22 protein-coding genes and 1 pseudogene are annotated in these 18,356 nt (G+C 56.4%); all 23 read left to right on the top strand.

Going from position 1 to position 18,356, the window contains the following annotated elements:
• The first annotated feature begins 15 nt into the window (after positions 1-15).
• Positions 16-459, top strand: coding sequence for a GatB/YqeY domain-containing protein (locus tag AXF19_RS11415; protein ID WP_066848986.1), 444 nt, complete (start codon positions 16-18; stop codon positions 457-459).
• Between the two features lie 112 nt (positions 460-571).
• Positions 572-1,702, top strand: a complete 1,131-nt coding sequence (gene recA, locus AXF19_RS11410; RefSeq protein ID WP_066848983.1) for a recombinase RecA — start codon at positions 572-574, stop codon at positions 1,700-1,702.
• The gene (locus AXF19_RS11405; RefSeq protein ID WP_066848979.1) at positions 1,699-2,190 is read left to right on the top strand and encodes a regulatory protein RecX; all 492 of its coding nucleotides are present in this window, start codon (positions 1,699-1,701) and stop codon (positions 2,188-2,190) included. The genes recA and AXF19_RS11405 overlap by 4 nt, the downstream gene beginning before the upstream one ends.
• A 16-nt stretch (positions 2,191-2,206) precedes the next feature.
• A complete protein-coding gene (gene guaA / locus AXF19_RS11400; RefSeq protein ID WP_172837391.1) occupies positions 2,207-3,766 on the top strand; it encodes a glutamine-hydrolyzing GMP synthase in 1,560 nt (519 codons plus the stop codon).
• Between the two features lie 151 nt (positions 3,767-3,917).
• Positions 3,918-4,229 (top strand): 50S ribosomal protein L21, encoded by a 312-nt coding sequence (gene rplU, locus AXF19_RS11395; RefSeq protein WP_066848972.1) that lies wholly within the window; start codon positions 3,918-3,920, stop codon positions 4,227-4,229.
• Between the two features lie 3 nt (positions 4,230-4,232).
• Positions 4,233-4,550, top strand: a complete 318-nt coding sequence (locus AXF19_RS11390; protein WP_066848969.1) for a ribosomal-processing cysteine protease Prp — start codon at positions 4,233-4,235, stop codon at positions 4,548-4,550.
• Positions 4,547-4,849, top strand: a complete 303-nt coding sequence (gene rpmA / locus AXF19_RS11385; RefSeq protein WP_006691870.1) for a 50S ribosomal protein L27 — start codon at positions 4,547-4,549, stop codon at positions 4,847-4,849. The genes AXF19_RS11390 and rpmA overlap by 4 nt, the downstream gene beginning before the upstream one ends.
• A 110-nt stretch (positions 4,850-4,959) precedes the next feature.
• On the top strand, positions 4,960-6,243 hold the full coding sequence (obgE, locus tag AXF19_RS11380) for a GTPase ObgE (protein ID WP_066848967.1): 1,284 nt from the start codon (positions 4,960-4,962) through the stop codon (positions 6,241-6,243).
• Between the two features lie 13 nt (positions 6,244-6,256).
• Complete coding sequence (locus tag AXF19_RS11375; protein ID WP_066848964.1) at positions 6,257-6,556, top strand: YhbY family RNA-binding protein; 300 nt, start codon at positions 6,257-6,259, stop codon at positions 6,554-6,556.
• A complete protein-coding gene (gene proB, locus AXF19_RS11370) occupies positions 6,553-7,677 on the top strand; it encodes a glutamate 5-kinase (RefSeq protein ID WP_066848961.1) in 1,125 nt (374 codons plus the stop codon). Before AXF19_RS11375 ends, proB begins: the two co-directional genes overlap by 4 nt.
• 11 nt (positions 7,678-7,688) lie before the next feature.
• Complete coding sequence (locus AXF19_RS11365; protein ID WP_066848958.1) at positions 7,689-8,960, top strand: glutamate-5-semialdehyde dehydrogenase; 1,272 nt, start codon at positions 7,689-7,691, stop codon at positions 8,958-8,960.
• A gap of 159 nt (positions 8,961-9,119) precedes the next feature.
• Positions 9,120-9,740, top strand: coding sequence for a nicotinate-nucleotide adenylyltransferase (gene nadD, locus AXF19_RS11360; RefSeq protein WP_066848954.1), 621 nt, complete (start codon positions 9,120-9,122; stop codon positions 9,738-9,740).
• Positions 9,724-10,296: a bis(5'-nucleosyl)-tetraphosphatase (symmetrical) YqeK gene (yqeK, locus tag AXF19_RS11355; RefSeq protein WP_066848952.1), complete on the top strand. Its 573-nt coding sequence runs from the start codon at positions 9,724-9,726 to the stop codon at positions 10,294-10,296. Before nadD ends, yqeK begins: the two co-directional genes overlap by 17 nt.
• Before the next feature lie 35 nt (positions 10,297-10,331).
• Positions 10,332-11,381 carry an LCP family protein gene (locus AXF19_RS11350; RefSeq protein WP_066848949.1) on the top strand — a complete coding sequence of 350 codons (1,050 nt, stop codon included), beginning with the start codon at positions 10,332-10,334 and terminating at the stop codon, positions 11,379-11,381.
• Positions 11,382-11,395: 14 nt separating this feature from the next.
• Entirely contained in the window at positions 11,396-11,740 is a 345-nt protein-coding gene (gene rsfS, locus AXF19_RS11345) for a ribosome silencing factor (RefSeq protein ID WP_066848946.1), read from the top strand.
• 5 nt (positions 11,741-11,745) lie between these two features.
• Positions 11,746-12,654, top strand: a complete 909-nt coding sequence (locus AXF19_RS11340) for a CvfB family protein (RefSeq protein ID WP_066848944.1) — start codon at positions 11,746-11,748, stop codon at positions 12,652-12,654.
• An 89-nt stretch (positions 12,655-12,743) separates the two neighbouring features.
• Entirely contained in the window at positions 12,744-13,694 is a 951-nt protein-coding gene (locus AXF19_RS11335) for a chemotaxis protein (RefSeq protein WP_066848943.1), read from the top strand.
• Between the two features lie 105 nt (positions 13,695-13,799).
• Positions 13,800-14,288, top strand: coding sequence for a 5-(carboxyamino)imidazole ribonucleotide mutase (purE, locus tag AXF19_RS11330; protein ID WP_066848940.1), 489 nt, complete (start codon positions 13,800-13,802; stop codon positions 14,286-14,288).
• A 63-nt stretch (positions 14,289-14,351) separates the two neighbouring features.
• Positions 14,352-15,065 carry a phosphoribosylaminoimidazolesuccinocarboxamide synthase gene (gene purC, locus AXF19_RS11325; protein ID WP_066850259.1) on the top strand — a complete coding sequence of 238 codons (714 nt, stop codon included), beginning with the start codon at positions 14,352-14,354 and terminating at the stop codon, positions 15,063-15,065.
• A gap of 5 nt (positions 15,066-15,070) precedes the next feature.
• Positions 15,071-16,522 carry an amidophosphoribosyltransferase gene (gene purF / locus AXF19_RS11320; protein ID WP_066848938.1) on the top strand — a complete coding sequence of 484 codons (1,452 nt, stop codon included), beginning with the start codon at positions 15,071-15,073 and terminating at the stop codon, positions 16,520-16,522.
• Positions 16,523-16,527: 5 nt separating this feature from the next.
• On the top strand, positions 16,528-17,577 hold the full coding sequence (gene purM, locus AXF19_RS11315; protein ID WP_066848936.1) for a phosphoribosylformylglycinamidine cyclo-ligase: 1,050 nt from the start codon (positions 16,528-16,530) through the stop codon (positions 17,575-17,577).
• Complete coding sequence (purN, locus tag AXF19_RS11310) at positions 17,570-18,202, top strand: phosphoribosylglycinamide formyltransferase (RefSeq protein WP_066848934.1); 633 nt, start codon at positions 17,570-17,572, stop codon at positions 18,200-18,202. Before purM ends, purN begins: the two co-directional genes overlap by 8 nt.
• Positions 18,199-18,356 (top strand): annotated as a pseudogene (locus tag AXF19_RS14045) (IMP cyclohydrolase); the annotation flags it as partial. The gene purN and the pseudogene AXF19_RS14045, both read left to right, overlap by 4 nt.

Raw genomic sequence — 18,356 nt, 5'->3', positions numbered from 1 at the left:
GAAAGGATGAAGCATATGTCATTGATGGAAAAACTCACAGCAGATATGAAGGACGCTATGAAGCAGGGCGAGAAGGAGCGGCTGTCTGTCATTCGCCTCGTGCGCGGTGCCGTTCGTCAGGCTGAGATTGACGGCAAGAAGACGCTGAACGATGATGAGATCATCGGTGTAATCACGAAGGAAGTGAAGATGCGCCGTGACTCCATTGAGGAGTTTGAACGCGGCGGACGCGCAGATCTCGTGAATAAGACCAAGGCGGAGATCGACATTCTGATGCCCTATCTGCCCGCGCAGCTCAGTGCCGATGAGGTCAAGAAGATCGTTGAGGAAGCCGTCGCCGAGGTCGGTGCGACGACCGCAAAGGACATGGGCAAGGTCATGGGCGTTCTCATGCCGCGCGTCAAGGGGCGTGCTGACGGCAAGCTCGTGAACGAAATCGTCCGCTCCCTTTTGAAGTAGGAAATTCATATCGTATAAAATCCCCGCACATTCCTTTTGACAAAGGTGCGGGGATTTTCGTATAATTGGGAATGGAATAGAACATCAGTAGAACCTTAAAGGAGTGCACGATATGGCAGAGAAGGACAAGAAGGATACAAAGCGGGACAAGCCGATGACGCGCGAAGAGGCTCTGGAGAATGCACTCAAGCAAATTGAGAAAGCGCATGGCAAAGGCGCGATCATGCGTCTCGGCGAAGCAAAGGCAAACATGAATATCGATGTCATATCGACCGGTATTCTGCCGCTGGATATAGCACTCGGTGTCGGCGGAATCCCGCGCGGACGCATCATCGAGGTGTATGGTCCCGAGTCCTCCGGTAAGACAACCGTCACCCTCCATATGATTGCCGAGGCACAGAAGGCAGGGGGGCTTGCCGCATTCATCGACGCCGAGCATGCCCTTGACCCGGAGTATGCGCGCAAGCTGGGCGTCAATACCGAGGATCTCCTGATCTCTCAGCCGGATACAGGCGAGCAGGCGCTTGAGATTGTGGACGCACTTGTGCGCAGCGGTGCCATTGACATCATCGTTGTCGACTCGGTTGCAGCGCTCGTACCAAAATCCGAGATCGAGGGGGACATGGGTTCCTCCGTGGTCGGACTGCAGGCGCGCCTCATGAGTCAGGCAATGCGCAAGCTCACGGGCATCATCAGCAAGACGCGCACGGTCGCTGTCTTTATCAATCAGCTGCGCGAGAAAATCGGCGTATCCTATGGCAATCCAGAGACGACGACGGGCGGTCGGGCACTCAAATTCTATGCCTCCGTGCGCATTGACGTGCGTCGTGCAGACTCCATCAAGCAGGGGACGGAATCCCTTGGCAACCGCACGCGCGCAAAGATCGTCAAGAACAAGGTTGCTCCCCCGTTCAAAACGGCAGAATTTGACATCATTTACGGTGAAGGTGTCTCGCGCCTGGGCAGCATCATCGACATGGGCGTCGAGCTGGACATCGTGAACAAGAGCGGTGCATGGTATGCCTATGAGGGGGAGCGCCTCGGGCAGGGCAAGGAAAACGCAAAGGCGACCTTGGAGGAAAAGCCGGAGCTGATCGCCGAGATCGAGGAGAAGATCCGCACGAAACTTCTTGTGGAGGGGGCTGCGCCGAAAAAGAAGGGTTCGAAAAAAACTTCTGCAGAGGCAGATCAGGATGCCCCTGATATTCCTGAGGAAGAGGCAATGCCGGAGACGGATGAATGAATGACACGAGCGCCGTGCCAAAGAAGCGCGGTCGAAAATCGCAGGCAAAGACTGCTCTTGTGACTGCTGTTGACTATCTTGCGCGGCAGGCGCACAGCGAAAAGAAACTGCGTGAAAAACTGGAGCGCAAGGGCTTCCCGGAGGAGGAGATCGATGCCGCCATTGCGCGCCTGATCGAGCGCGGCTATCTGGACGATGCAGATCTCTGCGCGCAGCAGTTCATGTACCTCTACAACGAGAATCGAAACTCTGTCCGACAGATCTGTGCGAAGCTCATGCAGCGCGGCTTTGACCACGATCTCGTATGGAGTGTCGTGCCGGAAGATACCTTCGAGCGGGAGATTGCCACAGCGGAGCGCGTACTTGCAATGAAGTATCAGCCGACGGGCAGTCGTCAAAAGATGATGGCGAATCTCTATCAAAAGGGATTCTCCGTCGATGCGGCGCGTCATGCCGTGGAAAATTATACAGAGGGTGCAGAAGAGTAAATAGGAAAGGACTTCCATGATGAACAGACCCGATGCCGGCGAAATGATTCTGGTGCTTGATTTCGGCGGGCAGTACAACCAGCTCATTGCGCGCCGTGTGCGCGAGAACTCCGTATATTGTGAGGTACATCCACATACATTGTCCTTGGAGCGCATTCGTGAGCTTGCACCGCGCGGCATTATTCTGACGGGCGGTCCAAACAGCGTCTACGGGGAGGATGCCGTCACCGCGCCGAAGGAGCTCTTTTCGCTCGGGATTCCCGTCCTCGGCATCTGCTACGGCGCGCAGCTGATGGCACATCTCTGCGGCGGACGCGTTGAGACAGCACCGACGAGTGAATACGGAAAGACAGAAGTCGACATCACAGACGGTAGCTCCTTGCTGTTTGACGGCATTCCGTCAAAAAATATCTGCTGGATGAGTCACACGGACTATATCAGCAAATTGCCCGCAAACTTCCATACAACGGCAAGCACTCCGGTATGTCCGATTGCAGCGATGGAAAATCCTGTGGAACCCCTCTATGCGGTGCAGTTCCATCCCGAAGTCATGCACACGGAAAATGGATCGAAGATACTCCGCAATTTTGTCTATCATGTCTGCAAATGCACAGGTACGTGGCGCATGGATTCCTTCGTCAAAAAGACGGTGGAGGAGCTGCGGCAGAAGATTGGTACGGGGCGTGCGCTCTGTGCGCTCTCGGGCGGTGTGGACTCCTCCGTCGCCGCCGTCCTGCTCTCAAAGGCAATCGGCAGCCAACTCACCTGCGTCTTTGTCGATCACGGACTCCTGCGCAAGAACGAGGGGGACGAAGTCGAGGCGGTCTTTGGAACGTCCGGCACCTACGATGTCAACTTTGTGCGCATCAATGCGCGCGACCGCTTCTATGCGAAACTCAAGGGCGTAACGGAGCCGGAGCAGAAACGCAAGATCATCGGGGAGGAATTCATCCGCGTCTTTGAGGAGGCAGCACGCGAGATCGGTGTGGTCGATTTCCTCGTGCAGGGGACGATCTATCCCGATGTCATTGAGAGCGGACTTGGCAAATCCGCCGTCATCAAGTCGCATCACAACGTCGGAGGACTTCCCGATCACGTCGACTTCAAGGAGATCGTCGAGCCGCTCCGCCTCCTCTTCAAGGATGAAGTGCGTGCCGCAGGGCGTGAACTCGGCATTCCGGACTATCTCGTCGACCGTCAGCCCTTCCCGGGGCCGGGGCTCGGCATCCGCATCATCGGCGAAGTCACGGCAGATAAGGTGCATATTGTGCAGGAGGCAGACGCCATCTATCGTGAGGAAATTGCAAAAGCAGGCATCCAAAAGAACCTCGGACAGTATTTCGCCGCGCTCACGAATATGCGCTCCGTCGGCGTCATGGGAGACGGACGCACCTACGACTACGCCGTCATTCTGCGCGCCGTCGAGACCGGCGACTTCATGACGGCAGAGGCGGCACAGCTCCCGTGGGACGTGCTGTCGAGGGTCACGACCCGCATTGTCAACGAGGTTCGCGGCGTAAATCGCGTGCTCTACGACTGCACAGGCAAACCTCCTGCCACCATAGAACTCGAGTAAAGGTTGACAGCATGGCATGAATATGTTATCATGCTCTATCGTAGGCGTATAGCCTGTTTGGGCGCGAGCCCATCCCCAACCGCACGGCGAGGTCATACAATCGGCTCTGCCGAACCGCAACCGGCGAGTAACAATATAGGGAGGTGTTTTCATGTATGCAATCGTAAAGACGGGCGGCAAGCAGTACAAGGTCGCTGAGGGCGATACCATTTTTGTGGAGAAGCTCGAGGCGGGCGAGGGCGAGTCTGTCGTTTTCGATCAGGTGCTGACCGTTGTGAATGACGCTGATGTCAAAATCGGTCGTCCGATGCTGGACGGTGCGAAGGTGACGGGCAAGGTCATGGCGCACGGCAAGGGCAAGAAGATTCTGGTCTTCAAGTACAAGGCGAAGTCTAACTACCGCAAGCGTCAGGGTCATCGTCAGCCGTTCACGAAGGTCGTCATCGAGAAGATCGAGGCGTAATTTGTGATCTCGGTTGAAATCTTCACGAATGAAGACGGGATGATTACGGGGTACACAGTTACAGGGCACAGCGGCACGGCAAAACGCGGACAGGATATTGTCTGCGCCGGCGTATCGGCTCTGACCCAGTCGGCGCTTCTCGGAATCATGGAGCATCTGCATCGCACCGTCGATTATGACATTGCGAGCGGGAATCTCAACATGCGGCTGAAAGAGCCGGACGATTCCACCGAGGCGATTCTGCGCACCATGTATATGGGGCTTGCAGAAATTGAGAAGATCAGCCCGAAAGGTATTCGAATTCAGGAAGTAAAGGGGTGAACAGATTGTTCTCGTTTGATTTGCAGCTTTTTGCACATAAAAAGGGTGTCAGCTCGACACGCAATGGACGCGACAGCCATTCCAAGCGCCTTGGCGTAAAGGAGCAGGCAGGTACGCATGTGACGGCAGGCAGCATCATCGTTCGTCAGCGTGGCACGCATTTCCATCCGGGGCACAACGTCGGCATCGGCAAGGACGACACGATCTTTGCGAAGATCGACGGCAAGGTTGCCTTCGAGCGCAAGGGGCGTCATCAGCGCCAGATCAGTGTGTATCCGCTTGCGGAGGCCGCTGTTTAATCTTGTTATATGTGGATGCCTGTGCCCTCGTGGGTACAGGCTCTTTTAGAAGCTGTTTTCACAAGTGAAATGCTGCACTTGCGAAAGCAGCTTCTTATGTAGGGGGACGTATGCAGTTCATTGACCGCGCACAGATTACGGTGAAGGCAGGAGATGGCGGACACGGCAAGTCTGCCTTCCGTCACGAGAAATTCATGCCGAAGGGCGGTCCGTCGGGCGGAGACGGCGGGCGCGGTGGAGATGTCATATTCCGCGCAGACCGTAATTTGAATACGCTCCTCTCGTTCCGTTTTCACCGCAAATTCATCGCGAAGAACGGCGAGAATGGCGAGCATAAGAACCAGTTCGGCAGAAATGCACAGCACCTCTATGTCGATGTCCCGCCCGGCACGATTGTCACCGATGAGGCGACGGGGGAGGTGCTTGCTGATCTCACAGAGGTCGGTATGGAGGCTGTCATTGTGCGTGGGGGACGCGGAGGGCGCGGCAATGCGAAGTTTGCAAATGCGGCGAATCGTGCCCCGTCCTTTGCCGAATTCGGTGAGCCGGGCGAAAGCCGCAAGCTGCGTCTGGAGCTGAAACTCCTCGCAGATGTCGGTTTGGTCGGCTATCCGAGCGTCGGCAAGTCGAGCCTTGTCGCCTCCTGCTCCGCGGCACGTCCCGAGATTGCGGATTATCACTTTACGACGCTCACGCCCGTTCTCGGCGTCGTGCAGACGGACTACGAGAAGAGCTTCGTCATGGCAGATATCCCCGGACTCATTGAGGGGGCTGCCGACGGCGTTGGTCTGGGGCATGATTTCCTGCGCCATGTCGAGCGCACACGCCTCATCCTGCATGTTGTGGATGCCTCGGGCATTGAGGGGCGCGATCCCGTCGAGGACTACTACAAGATCAATACGGAACTCGCGCGCTACAGTGAGAAGATTGCACGTCGCACTCAGATTCTTGTGGCGAACAAGATTGACCTCCCCTCTGCGGAGGAACATCTGCCGCGCCTGAAGGAGCTCGCCGAACGCGAGGGACTGGAAATCTTTGCCATCTCAGCGGCGACCCGCGCGGGGGTGCAGGAGCTGATCGACCACATCGGCGCATGGCTCGATGCCTATGTCCCGGAACCGGAGTCTGAGGAGGAAGAAATCGCCGTCTTTGACCAGAATGCCGAGGATGACGAGAAGGTGACGATCTCGCGCAACGATGCGGGCGACTTCATTGTATCCGGCAAGGCGATTGAAAAGCTCGTTGCCATGACGAATTTCAACAACGACGAGGCGGTACGTCGTTTCCAGTACATCTGGCGCCTCAAGGGACTCGATGAAAAGCTGCGCGCACGCGGTATCAAAGAGGGCATGACCGTACACATCGGGGATATGGCATTCGACTATCAGGATTAAAGGGGGAAGGATCTTGCTGCGAAACTCTCTGACCAGTAAACAGATTCGTAAGCTGCGCTCGCTCGGCATGACGGAGGACGCTGTCGTCATGATCGGGAAAGAAGGGGTGTCGCCTACAGTCGTTGCCTCCGCACGCGAGGCGATCAAGAGGCGTGAGCTCATCAAGGTGCGCGTGCTGCAAAACGCCCCCGATGAGCCGGAGGATGCCATCACCGTTCTTGCAGAGCGTGCAGATGCGAATCTCGTTCAGGTGATCGGACGGAACGGACTGCTCTTCCGACGCAATTTCGACAAGCCCAGGATTGAGCTATGAGTGCACGAGATCAACTCCGCTTTGCAAAGCGCATCGTAGTCAAGGTGGGGACGAGCACGCTCACGCATCCATCGGGCGGCATGAATCTCCATCGCATCGAGCATCTCGTGCGCGAGCTCATCGACGAGGCGAATCAGGGCAAGGACATCCTACTCGTCTCCTCCGGCGCGATTGCAGCGGGGATGAATGCCCTCGGACTGACAGAGCGCCCTGCAAGTGTGCCCGCACGGCAGGCGCTTGCGGCAATCGGTCAGGGAGCGCTGCTCCACATTTACGAGAAGTTCTTTCACGAGTACGGGCGCACAATGGCTCAGGTGCTTCTCACGAAGGAAAATGCCGCGCGTCACCATCAGTACATGAATTCACGCAACGCACTCCTCGCGCTCCTCGGCATGAATGTCATTCCCGTCATCAACGAGAATGACGCCGTTGCAGTCGATGAGATCAAGATTGGGGACAACGACAATCTGTCCGCTGTCGTCGCCGCACTCGTCGATGCCGATGCGCTCATAATCCTCTCGGATATTGACGGCGTATATACGGCAAACCCACGCACGGATACGTCTGCGAGACTGATCTCGGAGATTCCGGAGATCACGCCGGAGGTCGAGCACATTGCGGGCGGGGCAGGATCTGCACAGGGCACAGGCGGGATGCAGACGAAGATCGAGGCCGCCAAGATTGCCCAGAACGCCGGCGTGACGATGGTGATTGCGCGCGGTGATGAGGACGGCATCGTCCGCAGCATCCTGCGCGGTGAAGAAATTGGGACACTTTTTCCGGCGCGTGAGGCACATCTCAGAACGCGCAAGAGCTGGCTCGCATTCGGTCAGCGTCTGATGGGGGAGATCGCCGTAGACGAAGGCTGTATTCTTGCCATGCGCCGTGGGGCGAGCCTGCTCGCAGTCGGTGTGACCGACGTTTACGGTGAATTCTCCGCAGGGGACACAATACGCGTCCTCAGTCCTGACGGTCAGGAGATCGCACGCGGCATCACGGCATATAATGCCGCAGACATTGCACGCCTGATGGGGCATCAGACGGCAGACTTTCCGACGCTCATTGCGGATGCGGCGCATGAGGAAGTCATTCATCGGGACAATATGGTGCTGATGGTATAAGGAGTACGAAGATGATGGAGCAGGAGATTCGCGCACAGGCAGAGGCGGCAAAGACGGCATCCTATCAGCTTGCAGTCCTTCGGACGGACGTCCGAAATGCGGCGCTCTCTGCGATGGCAGACGCTCTGATATCGCATACAGACGAGATTCTCCGTGAAAATGCGGCAGATGTCGCAGAGACTGCCAGCACGGGAACACGCGCTTCCTATCTGGATCGTCTGCGCCTTGATGAGGAGCGCGTTGCTGCTATGGCGGAGGGGCTTCGCCTGACGGCAGCGCTGCCCGACCCGCTTGGCAGGGAGGACTACTCGGTGCGCCGTCCCAATGGGCTGGAGATCAGGAGGATGCGCGTCCCACTCGGCGTTGTTGGCATGATCTACGAGGCACGTCCGAACGTGACCTCTGATGCCATCGGACTCTGTCTGAAATCGGGCAATGCCGTCCTTCTGCGCGGCGGCTCGGATGCGCTCCGCTCCAACCGTATCATAGCGGATGTGCTTTCGCACGCTGCATACAGTGCGGGGATTCCGACAGGTGCCGTCCAGCTGCTCGCAATGAAGGAGCGTGCCGCCGTCGATGTTATGACGCATCTGACGGGGCTGCTCGCTGTCATCATTCCGCGCGGCGGCGCGGGACTCATCCGCCGTATCGTCGAGAGCAGCACAGTTCCCGTCATAGAGACGGGTGCGGGCGTCTGCCATATCTACGTAGACCGTGCAGCTGATACAGCGATGGCGCTCCGCATTGTGGAGAATGCGAAGGTCTCGCGTCCCTCGGTCTGCAATGCGGCGGAAACGCTGCTCGTCCACGAAGGGATTGCAGCAGAGTTCCTGCCTCAGATGGCTGCGCTCCTCTGTGCGGACGGCGTGGAACTGCGCGGATGCAGCAAGACCTGCCGCATCCTGCCGAACATCTCCGCAGCAATGGAGGAGGATTGGTCAACCGAGTACGGGGATCTCATCCTGTCCGTCCGCATCGTGGAGGATCTCGATGCGGCTGTCGCTCATATCAACCGCTATAATACAGGACATTCCGAAACGATTGTCACGAACGACATACGGGCGGCACATGACTTTCAGCAGAGAGTGGATGCCTCGACCGTCTATGTCAACGCTTCAACGCGATTTACGGATGGCTTCGAGTTCGGCTTTGGCGCAGAGATCGGCATCAGCACGCAGAAGCTCCACGTGCGCGGTCCGATGGGGCTGGACGCCCTGACCAGCACGAAGTATCTCGTCTATGGCGAGGGGCAGATACGTGGGAGCGCCCCCGTGAAAAAATGAGCGCATGCGACACCTGAATGCCTATCTGTGTACGATCAAACAATATGCAAAGTCGCCAAAAGGACGTCACGATATACTTGACTATCTGTATGCAAGCGTTATATTTATATTGACGACTGTGCTCATAATGGTATTTCTGTGGATCGTGAGGTGAGTGCTTTGAAGCGGCGCATTGGAATTATGGGCGGCACATTCGACCCAATCCATATGGGACACCTTATTACTGCGGAGATGGTGCGCGCTGACGCGCATTTGGACGAGATTCTCTTCATTCCGTCCGCCCGTCCGCCGCATAAGGACGGGGCGCGTGCGGCATCCGCCGAGGATCGCCTCATCATGACGAAGTATGCAGTCGCGGAGAACCCATATTTTTCCGTCTCGGATATCGAACTAAAAAGAGACGGCCCTTCCTATACGGTGGATACGATTGCGCAGCTTCGCTCCAATTTGGGAGATGCGGAGCTCTTCTTTATCACAGGTGCAGATGCCATGAACGACCTCTATCTCTGGCACGAGCCGGAGCAGCTTCTGCGTTCCTGCCGCTTCATCGTTGCGACACGGCAGGGCGTTCCGCTGGACGAGGTTCTGATTGCAGAAAAATTTACGGCAGAGGAACGCAGTCACATCGAGGTGCTGCCGACACCGCATTTGGAGATCTCCTCGACCATCATTCGCGCGCGCATCCGCGCGGGACTGTCCATCCGCCATCTTGTTCCGCGCGATGTGGAGGAGTATATTGAGAAAAGGGGGTTGTACCGTGAGCATGACAAAGACCTATGAGGAGATGCGCGCCATCTTGGAGCAGCAGCTGACCCCGAGCCGCTATCAGCATTCCCTTGGCGTTGCGGAGACGGCTGCTACGCTGGCACGTCGCTTCGGCATGAATGAGGAGCGCGCACGTGTTGCGGGTCTCCTGCATGACTGCGGGCGCGCATACGAAACGGCTGCGCTCCCGATGGAGGCGCGCCGGCGGGGGATTCCCATCGGGAAAATCGAGTCTGCCATGCCGCTCCTCCTCCATGCCTATGTAGGCGCATATCTGATCTATGAGCTCTACGGCGTGAACGATGCGGCAATTGCGCAGGCAGTCTGGCGGCATACGGTCGGCGGCGCGAACATGACAGCGCTCGACAAGATCATCTACTATGCAGATATGATCGAGCCGTCGCGCGCCTATCCCGAGGTGGAGCATCTGCGGGAACTTGCACGCACAGCCTCGCTGGATGAGATGATGCTCGTCGGGCTGACGGAGTCCATCATCTTCGTCGCACAAAAGGGCGGACTTATTCATCCCGATACGATTACGGCGCGAAATGAACTCATACTTTCCCGCTGAGCGCCGTGCTGTTTTAAAGAGGAGAGGGGGTGGCGATGTCGGAATACGATGCAGAGGAACTAGCTGCACAATTACAGAGCGAAAATTCCCGTGAGAATATAAAAAAGCGTCGCAGTCAGCGGGCACGCCGCCGCCGTATGGCACTCCTGAAGGGCATCTTCCGCCTCATCTGTACGATCTTCCTGCTTGCGGCAATTGGCATTGCAGGTTACTATATCGTTGGCTGGGGGGTACAGGCATATCGCGATGTGCGCGATATGTACGAGGCGTATCTCATCAGGCAGGAGGCAAATCGGGGCGAGGTGGATGTCCGTTTTGACGGCTATACGAATGTACTCGTCCTCGGTCTGGATGATGCGGTCAACATGGATAACGCGGAGGAACAACGAGCCGACGCCATCCTCCTCATCAGCATGGAAAATGCAACGGGCAAGGTGCGGATTCTCAACATCCCGCGCGATACATGGGTGCAAATGGCACAGGGTAAGGGCGAGACACGACTCGCCAATGTCTACGCCGTAGGAGGAGCGCCTCTGATGGTGCGGACGATCAATCAGATGTTTGACATCTCCATTCATCAGTATGTCGTCATCGACCTTGCAACATTCGGACAGATTGTCGATGCTGTCGGAGGCATTGATCTCTATATCGAGCGCAACATGGACTATGACGATCCGGAGGCAGGCCTTTCCATCCATATGCGGCAGGGCTATCGCCATCTGGACGGCGTGGGGGCGGAACACTATCTGCGCTATCGCAGCGACGATCTTGGTGATCTCGGACGCACGCAGCGCCAGCAGAAATTTGTCAAGGCATTTTATGCAAAACTTCTGCGCGTCGATACACTGCCCAAAGTCCCGGCCATCGCAGATATTCTAAAACAGAATGTGACGACGAGCGCAGAGCTGTTTGACTCTGTGCATATCGGCAACGTCATTCGAAAGCTGAACATTGAGCCGCCGCGTACCATCATGCTGCCCGGGGACTTTTCACGGGACGATGATACCGTTTGGATTATGGATCGTGCAGCAACGGACGAAATCATTCATGAACTTTTCCCGCCGGAGACGACGGGTGCGGAGTAACAGGAGGGAACAGCTTGACAGAGCAGGAAAAATGCCGTGTGATTTGCGCGGCGGCAGATGAAAAAAAAGCACGCGATATCGTGCAGATGGACATGATCGGACTCATGTCGACGAATGATTATTTCGTGATCTGCTCTGCGAACACGGCGACACAGGTGCGCGCAATTGCAGATAACATTGAAGAAAAAATGGAGGAAGCGGGCATTTCCTTCCTGCACAAGGAGGGCTACCGCGAGGGCGAGTGGGTTCTGCTCGACTATGGCGATACCGTCGCGCATATCTTCCAGCAGGAGGCACGCGAATACTACGCTCTGGAGCGCCTGTGGGGCGATGCGAAGCTGACTCCATACGAGGAATAGAATTCATGCAGGAAAGAACGCAGAGGGACAAAGCGGCGCGGCGTCCGTGCAAATACGGACCAAGTCAGGTTGCCGAGCTCACCGCCGTGCGCGAAAGTGAGCTGGGCGTATTTCTGGATGCGGAGACGGGCAATACAAGCGACGATATCCTGCTGCATACCATCCAGCAGACCGCGCCCGTCAAGGTCGGGGATCGCGTCCGCGTCTTTCTCTATCTTGACCCAAAGCGTAGACTGACTGCGAGTATGCGCACCCCCCGTATGAAGGAGGGGCAGGTCGCCCGTCTGCGCGTCATCAACGTCACGAAGGAGGGCGCGTTCCTCGATGTCGGCGCGGAGCGCGGCATCTTCCTGCCCTATGCCGGGATGCGCGGCCGTCCGCAGATCGGCGAGACCGTATGGGCAAAGCTCTACACGGATAAATCCGGGCGGCTCGCCGTGACGATGGAGGTGGAGGATGAGCTGCGTCGCGCCTCACGTCCTGCCGAAGGCGTGCGCGTAGGAGACCGTCTGAAAGCATCGGTCTACAATATCACCGAGCGCGGCATCTTCCTCTTCACCGAAGAACGCTACATCGCATTTATCGATCATCGCGAGGTTCAGAATCGCCCGCGCGTAGGAGAGACCGTAGAGATACGCGTCACCTATCTGCGTGAGGATGGACGCCTGAACGCATCGCTCCGTCCGCCGAAGGAAGCCGCCCGCATCGAGGATGCAGATCGCCTTCTTGCCCTCCTGATGGAACACGACGGCAAGATGCCGTACACCGATGCCACCTCACCCGAGGTCATTCAGGATCGCTTTCATATCAGCAAGGCGGCGTTCAAGCGCGCGCTTGGCAGACTGCTCAAAGATGGTGTCGTTGAACAGCGCGATGGTTGGACGTATTTATCAGAGAAAAACAAAAAGTCCTAGATTTTTATGAAAACAAGCAGGATTTTTTTCCCGAAGGGCGAATAGAGAGCATAGCAAACAATGTTTACGAGCATGGGGGAGAGAGATAAATGGCAGATACGGTTACAGAAGAGAGAAAAGGCATCCTGCTTGAGACAGGCACGAACGAATTTGAGATTGTCGAGTTCAGCATTGGGAAGGTGAACTACGGCATCAATGTCGCAAAGGTGCGTGAGGTCATCACACGCACACCAGTGACGGCAATGCCCGAGGCGCATCCCTATGTCGACGGGCTGTTCACGCTGCGCGGCAAGGCGATTCCGCTGGTCAACATGGCACGCTGCCTGAATCTCCAAACGGTGGACGAGCTTCAGAACATCATTGTCACAGAGATCAACAACTACGATATTGGCTTCCTCGTCGGCAGCGTCTACCGCATTCACCGCATCTCATGGAAGAATATGGAGCCCGCGCCGAATGTAGGTGAGGGGTCGCGTGTCGTCGGTATCATCAAGATGGAGGATCGCATTGTTCTCCTGCTTGACTTTGAGACCATCATTGCTGAGATCAACCCGGAGATCAACCAGAAGCTCACGACGGTCACGGAGGCAACACAGGATGCCAAAACGCGTCGTGGTACAGCACATATCGTGGTTGCAGAGGACTCCAAGATGCTGCGTGACCTCCTTGTGAACACATTACATGAGGCGGGCTACAAGTTCATCCGCGACTTCGGCAATGGACAGGATGCATGGGATTACTTGCAGGATCTTGCACGCAAGAATGGCCCGATCGAGAACCATGTGCGCATCATTATCTCCGATGTTGAGATGCCGAAAATGGACGGACATCGTCTGCTCAAGCTCGTGCGCGAGGATGATCGTCTGGGCGAGGTTCCACTCGTGCTCTTCTCCTCCCTCATCAGCGAGGAGATGCGGCGCAAGGGTGAGAGCCTTGGTGCATCGGGTCAGGTGTCGAAGCCGGAGATCAATCAGCTCATCGACCTCCTGGATACGCTCACCTTCGGCGAGCCGCTTCACGATGTCGTTGACGAACACTAAATTCCAGTAATGTAAGGACTGCTGTACTCGGTATGGCAGTCCTTTTGGCGTTCTATTGACATGACTCTAAAATCTCGTTATCATAGAGTCCAAGGAGATGGTAAAATGAAGGTAGCAGTTCTCATGGGAAGCGACTCCGACTGGCCAATCTTAAAGCCTGCGGTCGAGCTCCTCAAGCAATTCGGCATTGAGCCTGTGGTCAAGGTTGCCTCGGCACATCGCACGCCGTCAAATGTGCGTGACTTTGTCATGGAGGCCGACCACAACAAGGAGTTTGCGGCATTCATCGTTGCAGCAGGTGCAGCGGCACATCTTGCAGGAGTCGTTGCAAGCTATACGATTAAGCCGGTCATCGGCATTCCTGTCAATGCAACGCCTCTCAACGGGATGGATGCCTTGCTCAGCACGGTGCAGATGCCGTCGGGCGTACCCGTTGCATCCATGGCGATCAACGGCGCAAAGAATGCTGCGATCTTCGCGGCGGAGATTCTTGCTGTCTATGATGCTTCGATTGCAGAAGCCCTGATGGACTATCGTGAAAAAATGGTACTCGATGTCGAGGCAAAGGCAGATCGCGTAGCAGCTCAGCTGTAAGTTGTTGTGAATCATGGAATAGGATTTTCCCCTGATTGGGAATAATGGAAAGGCAGGCCTATGATGGAACGCAAAGAGGCTCTTTACGAGGGTAAGGCAAAGATTATCTATGCAACGGAACATCCGGACGAGTATCTCGTCTATTACAAGGACGATGCAACGGCGGGGAACGGTGCAAAACGCGGCACGATTGCGGACAAAGGCGTCATGAACAACAAGATGACGGCGTTCTTCTTCGATCTTCTTGCCAAAGAGGGAATTGCACACCACTATATCTCCATGCCGAGCGACCGCGAGATGATTGTCAAGAAACTCACGATCATTCCGCTCGAGGTCATCATCCGCAATGTCGCGGCGGGTTCTCTGGCGCAGCGCCTTGGACTTGAGGAAGGTGTCCCCATGCCGTTCCCAATCATTGAATACTGCTACAAAAACGACGACCTCGGCGATCCCATGCTCAACCGCTATCACATCCGTGCGATGAAGATTGCAACAGATGCGGAGCTCGACGAGATCGAGCGGATGTCGCTCAAGATCAACGATGTTCTGACGAAGTTCCTCAAGACGAAGAAGGTCGATCTCATCGACTTCAAGCTGGAATTCGGCAAGGACGCACAGGGGAATATCATCCTCGCTGATGAGATTTCGCCGGACAACTGCCGGTTCTGGGACAGCGATACGAAGGAGAAACTGGATAAGGATCGTTTCCGCCGCGACCTCGGCAATGTAGAGGACGCCTATAAGGAAATGCTTCACAGGCTGACGGGAGAAGCATAAGCACAATGTACGAAAAAGTGCCAAAGTGGAAGGAAGAATGCGGCATCTACGGAGTATACTCCTATGCGGAGGATGTCTCCGAGATGACGTATCTCGGACTCTTTGCGCTCCAGCACCGCGGTCAGGAGAGTGCAGGCATTGCGCTGACGGACGGCTATTGGATTGATGTAAAAAAGGGAATGGGACTCGTCAGCGAGGTTTTTCGCGACCAGCTTCCCCATCTCGATAATGCGAAGATCGCCATCGGGCACGTCCGCTATGCGACGACAGGGTTCAGTCTCGCTGCAAATGCCCAGCCCCTGCGCGTCAACTATGCGGGCGGTGCGCTCGCACTCGCGCACAACGGCGATCTCACGAATGCGGCGCTGATCCGCCGAGATCTCGAGAGCAAGGGGACGGTCTTTCAGACGACGATCGATTCCGAGGTCTTTGTCCACCTGATTGCACGCTCGCAGAAGCCCTCCATCGAGGAGCGTATCCTCGAGGCGGTGAGCGTTGTACGCGGCGCATTCTGTCTTAGCATTATGACCGAGGATAAGCTGATCGGTGTCCGCGATCCGCAGGGATTCCGTCCGCTGTGCATCGGTCGCACGCCCAGCGGCGGATGGATTCTGTCCTCGGAGACCTGCGCCCTCGATGTCAACAGTGCAGAATTCGTGCGCGATGTTCAGCCCGGAGAGATGGTTGTCATGGACAGCGACGGACTCAAATCCTATCGTTTTTCCAATGGTGATGACGTTGCCTCCTGTATCTTTGAGTACATATATTTTGCACGCCCGGACTCCATCATCGACGGGCAGAGCGTCCATGCTGCACGATTCGAGATGGGGCGCGTTCTGGCGCGCGAGTCGGGCTTTCGTGGGGATGTTGTCATCTCAGTTCCAGATTCGGGGACAACGGCAGCCACCGGCTTTGCCTATGAGACAGGGATTCCATTTGCGGAGGGGCTCATCAAAAACCGCTATATCGGGCGTACCTTCATTCAGCCCACGCAGAAACAGCGCGATGCGGCTGTCAAGCTGAAGCTGAGTCCCGTGCGTTCCGTCGTTGCGGGGAAGTCCGTCATCATGGTGGATGATTCCATCGTGCGCGGTACGACGAGCGGCAAAATCGTGCGCCTTCTGCGCAATGCAGGGGCACGGGAAATCCATGTCTGTATCAGCAGCCCGCCGATCACAGATCCGTGCTACTACGGCATAGACACGTCCATCCGCAAGGAACTCATCTCTGCGACAAAGAGTGTCGAGGAGATCTGCTCCTTTATTGGCGCTGATTCCCTTCATTTCATATCCATCGAAGGACTGCGGCAATGTGTTCCGGCACTCAATCCGGATCATATGTGTTATGCCTGCTTTAACAACGATTATCCCGTTCCCGAGGAGGATGCGACACTCAGCGAGGATGACAAAATCATCCTTGAGCGCAGACGGATTGCACAGCGTGAAAGGGGACTCTGAGACCGATGGAGAAAATGACCTATCGCGACGCGGGCGTCGACATTGATGCCGGAAATGAATCGGTGTCCATGATAAAGGACTGCGTGCGCGCTACCTATCGTCCCGAGGTGCTGGGCGATCTCGGCGGTTTCGGCGGACTGTTCGCCCTCAATACGAAGGACTATAAAGAACCCGTTCTCGTCTCGGGTACGGACGGCGTCGGAACGAAGCTGCGCCTTGCCTTCCTGTTGAACAAGCACGATACAATCGGACAGGATGCTGTTGCCATGTGTGTAAATGACATCCTCGTCCAGGGTGCAGAGCCGCTTTTCTTCCTCGACTATCTTGCCGTCGGCAAGCTCGAACCCGCGCAGGTTGCCGAGGTGGTCACAGGCGTTGCACGTGCCTGCAAGGAGTCCGGCTGCGCCCTGATCGGCGGCGAGACTGCGGAAATGGCAGGCTTCTATCCCGTCGGGGAATACGATATTGCAGGCTTCTCGGTCGGCGTGGCGGAGCGCTCCAAGCTCATTACAAGCGCACGCGTCAAGGCAGGAGATGTACTGCTCGGACTGCCGTCCTCGGGCGTCCACTCGAACGGCTACTCACTGGTGCGTAAAATCGTATTTGAACACAAGGGCTTCAAGGGCGATGAGTTCATAGAGGAGCTCGGCAAGAGCATTGGTGAGGAGCTGTTGACGCCAACCCGTCTCTATCCGCGCATCTGTCTGCCGCTGATTCGGGAATTTGACATTCACGGAATGGTTCATATTACAGGCGGCGGATTCTATGAGAATATTCCGCGCGCACTGCCCGAGAATATGGGTGCAGAGGTGGACGGCGCTGCATGGGAGATGCCGCCGATCTTCCGTCTGCTGCAGGAGTGGGGCAATGTGGACTGGGCGGAGATGTACCGCACGTTCAACATGGGCATCGGCATGGTGCTGATTGTCGCGCCCGAGGAGGCAGAGCGCATCACATCACATCTCCACGCACAGGGCGAGATCGTTCACCGCATCGGACATGTAACCGAAGGTGCACACGAGATTGTCATCAAGGGCGGTGTCTTTGATGCCTAAGGAGAGACTCGGGATCCTCTGCTCGGGGCGAGGCTCGAATCTTGCCTCCATCATCGAGGCAGTCGAGCGCGGCGATATTCCGGCGGAAATTGCCGTTGTCATCGCGGACAAGGCGGATGCCTATGCACTGGAACGTGCGCGCGAGGCGGGCATTCCTGCCGTGCCCGTCATCTATCGGGACTATGCAGAGCGTGCAGATTTTGAGCGCACCATGCTCGCCGAACTGCACGCACACGATGTAAGTCTTGTCGTACTGGCCGGATTTATGCGTATCCTGTCGCCCGTCTTTGTGCATGCCTATACGGGGCGCATATTGAATATTCATCCCGCGCTCCTGCCGAGTTTTCCCGGAGCACACGCCCATCGCGACGCACTCGCATACGGGGTCAAGGTCAGCGGGTGTACCGTGCACTTTGTGGATGAGGGCATGGACTCCGGTCCCATCATCATGCAGGCGGCAGTGCCTGTTCTGGAGGGAGATACGGAGGAGACGCTTGCCGCAAGGGTACTGGAACAGGAGCATCGGATATTCCCTGTGTCAATCAAACTCTATGTCGAAGGCAGACTGCGTACGGATGGGCGAAAGGTACACATTCTGCCCGCCGCTGAAGGAGGATCATTATGAAGATAAAACGTGCCCTGATCAGTGTGTCCGATAAGACCGGCGTTGTGGAGTTTGCACGTGTTCTGCATAAGGCGGGCGTAGAAATCGTGTCCACAGGAGGAACGATGAAGGCACTGCGTGAGGCGGGTATTCCTGTCATCTATGTCAGTGACGT

The sequence above is a fragment of the Selenomonas sp. oral taxon 126 genome (assembly GCF_001683335.1).
Classification (GTDB): domain Bacteria; phylum Bacillota; class Negativicutes; order Selenomonadales; family Selenomonadaceae; genus Centipeda.
This window is presented reverse-complemented; position numbering and strand designations above follow the sequence as displayed.

What these genes read in the sequence shown, in the direction of transcription:
- rplU (WP_066848972.1), top strand. Translation starts at nt 3,918, where the DNA reads ATGTATGCAATCGTAAAGACGGGCGGCAAGCAGTACAAGGTCGCTGAG.
- proB (WP_066848961.1), top strand. Translation starts at nt 6,553, where the DNA reads ATGAGTGCACGAGATCAACTCCGCTTTGCAAAGCGCATCGTAGTCAAG.
- AXF19_RS11365 (WP_066848958.1), top strand. Translation starts at nt 7,689, where the DNA reads ATGATGGAGCAGGAGATTCGCGCACAGGCAGAGGCGGCAAAGACGGCA.
- purN (WP_066848934.1), top strand. Translation starts at nt 17,570, where the DNA reads ATGCCTAAGGAGAGACTCGGGATCCTCTGCTCGGGGCGAGGCTCGAAT.
- AXF19_RS11415 (WP_066848986.1), top strand. Translation starts at nt 16, where the DNA reads ATGTCATTGATGGAAAAACTCACAGCAGATATGAAGGACGCTATGAAG.
- AXF19_RS11350 (WP_066848949.1), top strand. Translation starts at nt 10,332, where the DNA reads ATGTCGGAATACGATGCAGAGGAACTAGCTGCACAATTACAGAGCGAA.
- guaA (WP_172837391.1), top strand. Translation starts at nt 2,207, where the DNA reads ATGATGAACAGACCCGATGCCGGCGAAATGATTCTGGTGCTTGATTTC.
- AXF19_RS11335 (WP_066848943.1), top strand. Translation starts at nt 12,744, where the DNA reads ATGGCAGATACGGTTACAGAAGAGAGAAAAGGCATCCTGCTTGAGACA.
- purF (WP_066848938.1), top strand. Translation starts at nt 15,071, where the DNA reads ATGTACGAAAAAGTGCCAAAGTGGAAGGAAGAATGCGGCATCTACGGA.
- yqeK (WP_066848952.1), top strand. Translation starts at nt 9,724, where the DNA reads ATGACAAAGACCTATGAGGAGATGCGCGCCATCTTGGAGCAGCAGCTG.
- recA (WP_066848983.1), top strand. Translation starts at nt 572, where the DNA reads ATGGCAGAGAAGGACAAGAAGGATACAAAGCGGGACAAGCCGATGACG.
- AXF19_RS11405 (WP_066848979.1), top strand. Translation starts at nt 1,699, where the DNA reads ATGAATGACACGAGCGCCGTGCCAAAGAAGCGCGGTCGAAAATCGCAG.
- AXF19_RS11340 (WP_066848944.1), top strand. Translation starts at nt 11,746, where the DNA reads ATGCAGGAAAGAACGCAGAGGGACAAAGCGGCGCGGCGTCCGTGCAAA.
- purM (WP_066848936.1), top strand. Translation starts at nt 16,528, where the DNA reads ATGGAGAAAATGACCTATCGCGACGCGGGCGTCGACATTGATGCCGGA.
- obgE (WP_066848967.1), top strand. Translation starts at nt 4,960, where the DNA reads ATGCAGTTCATTGACCGCGCACAGATTACGGTGAAGGCAGGAGATGGC.
- purC (WP_066850259.1), top strand. Translation starts at nt 14,352, where the DNA reads ATGGAACGCAAAGAGGCTCTTTACGAGGGTAAGGCAAAGATTATCTAT.
- purE (WP_066848940.1), top strand. Translation starts at nt 13,800, where the DNA reads ATGAAGGTAGCAGTTCTCATGGGAAGCGACTCCGACTGGCCAATCTTA.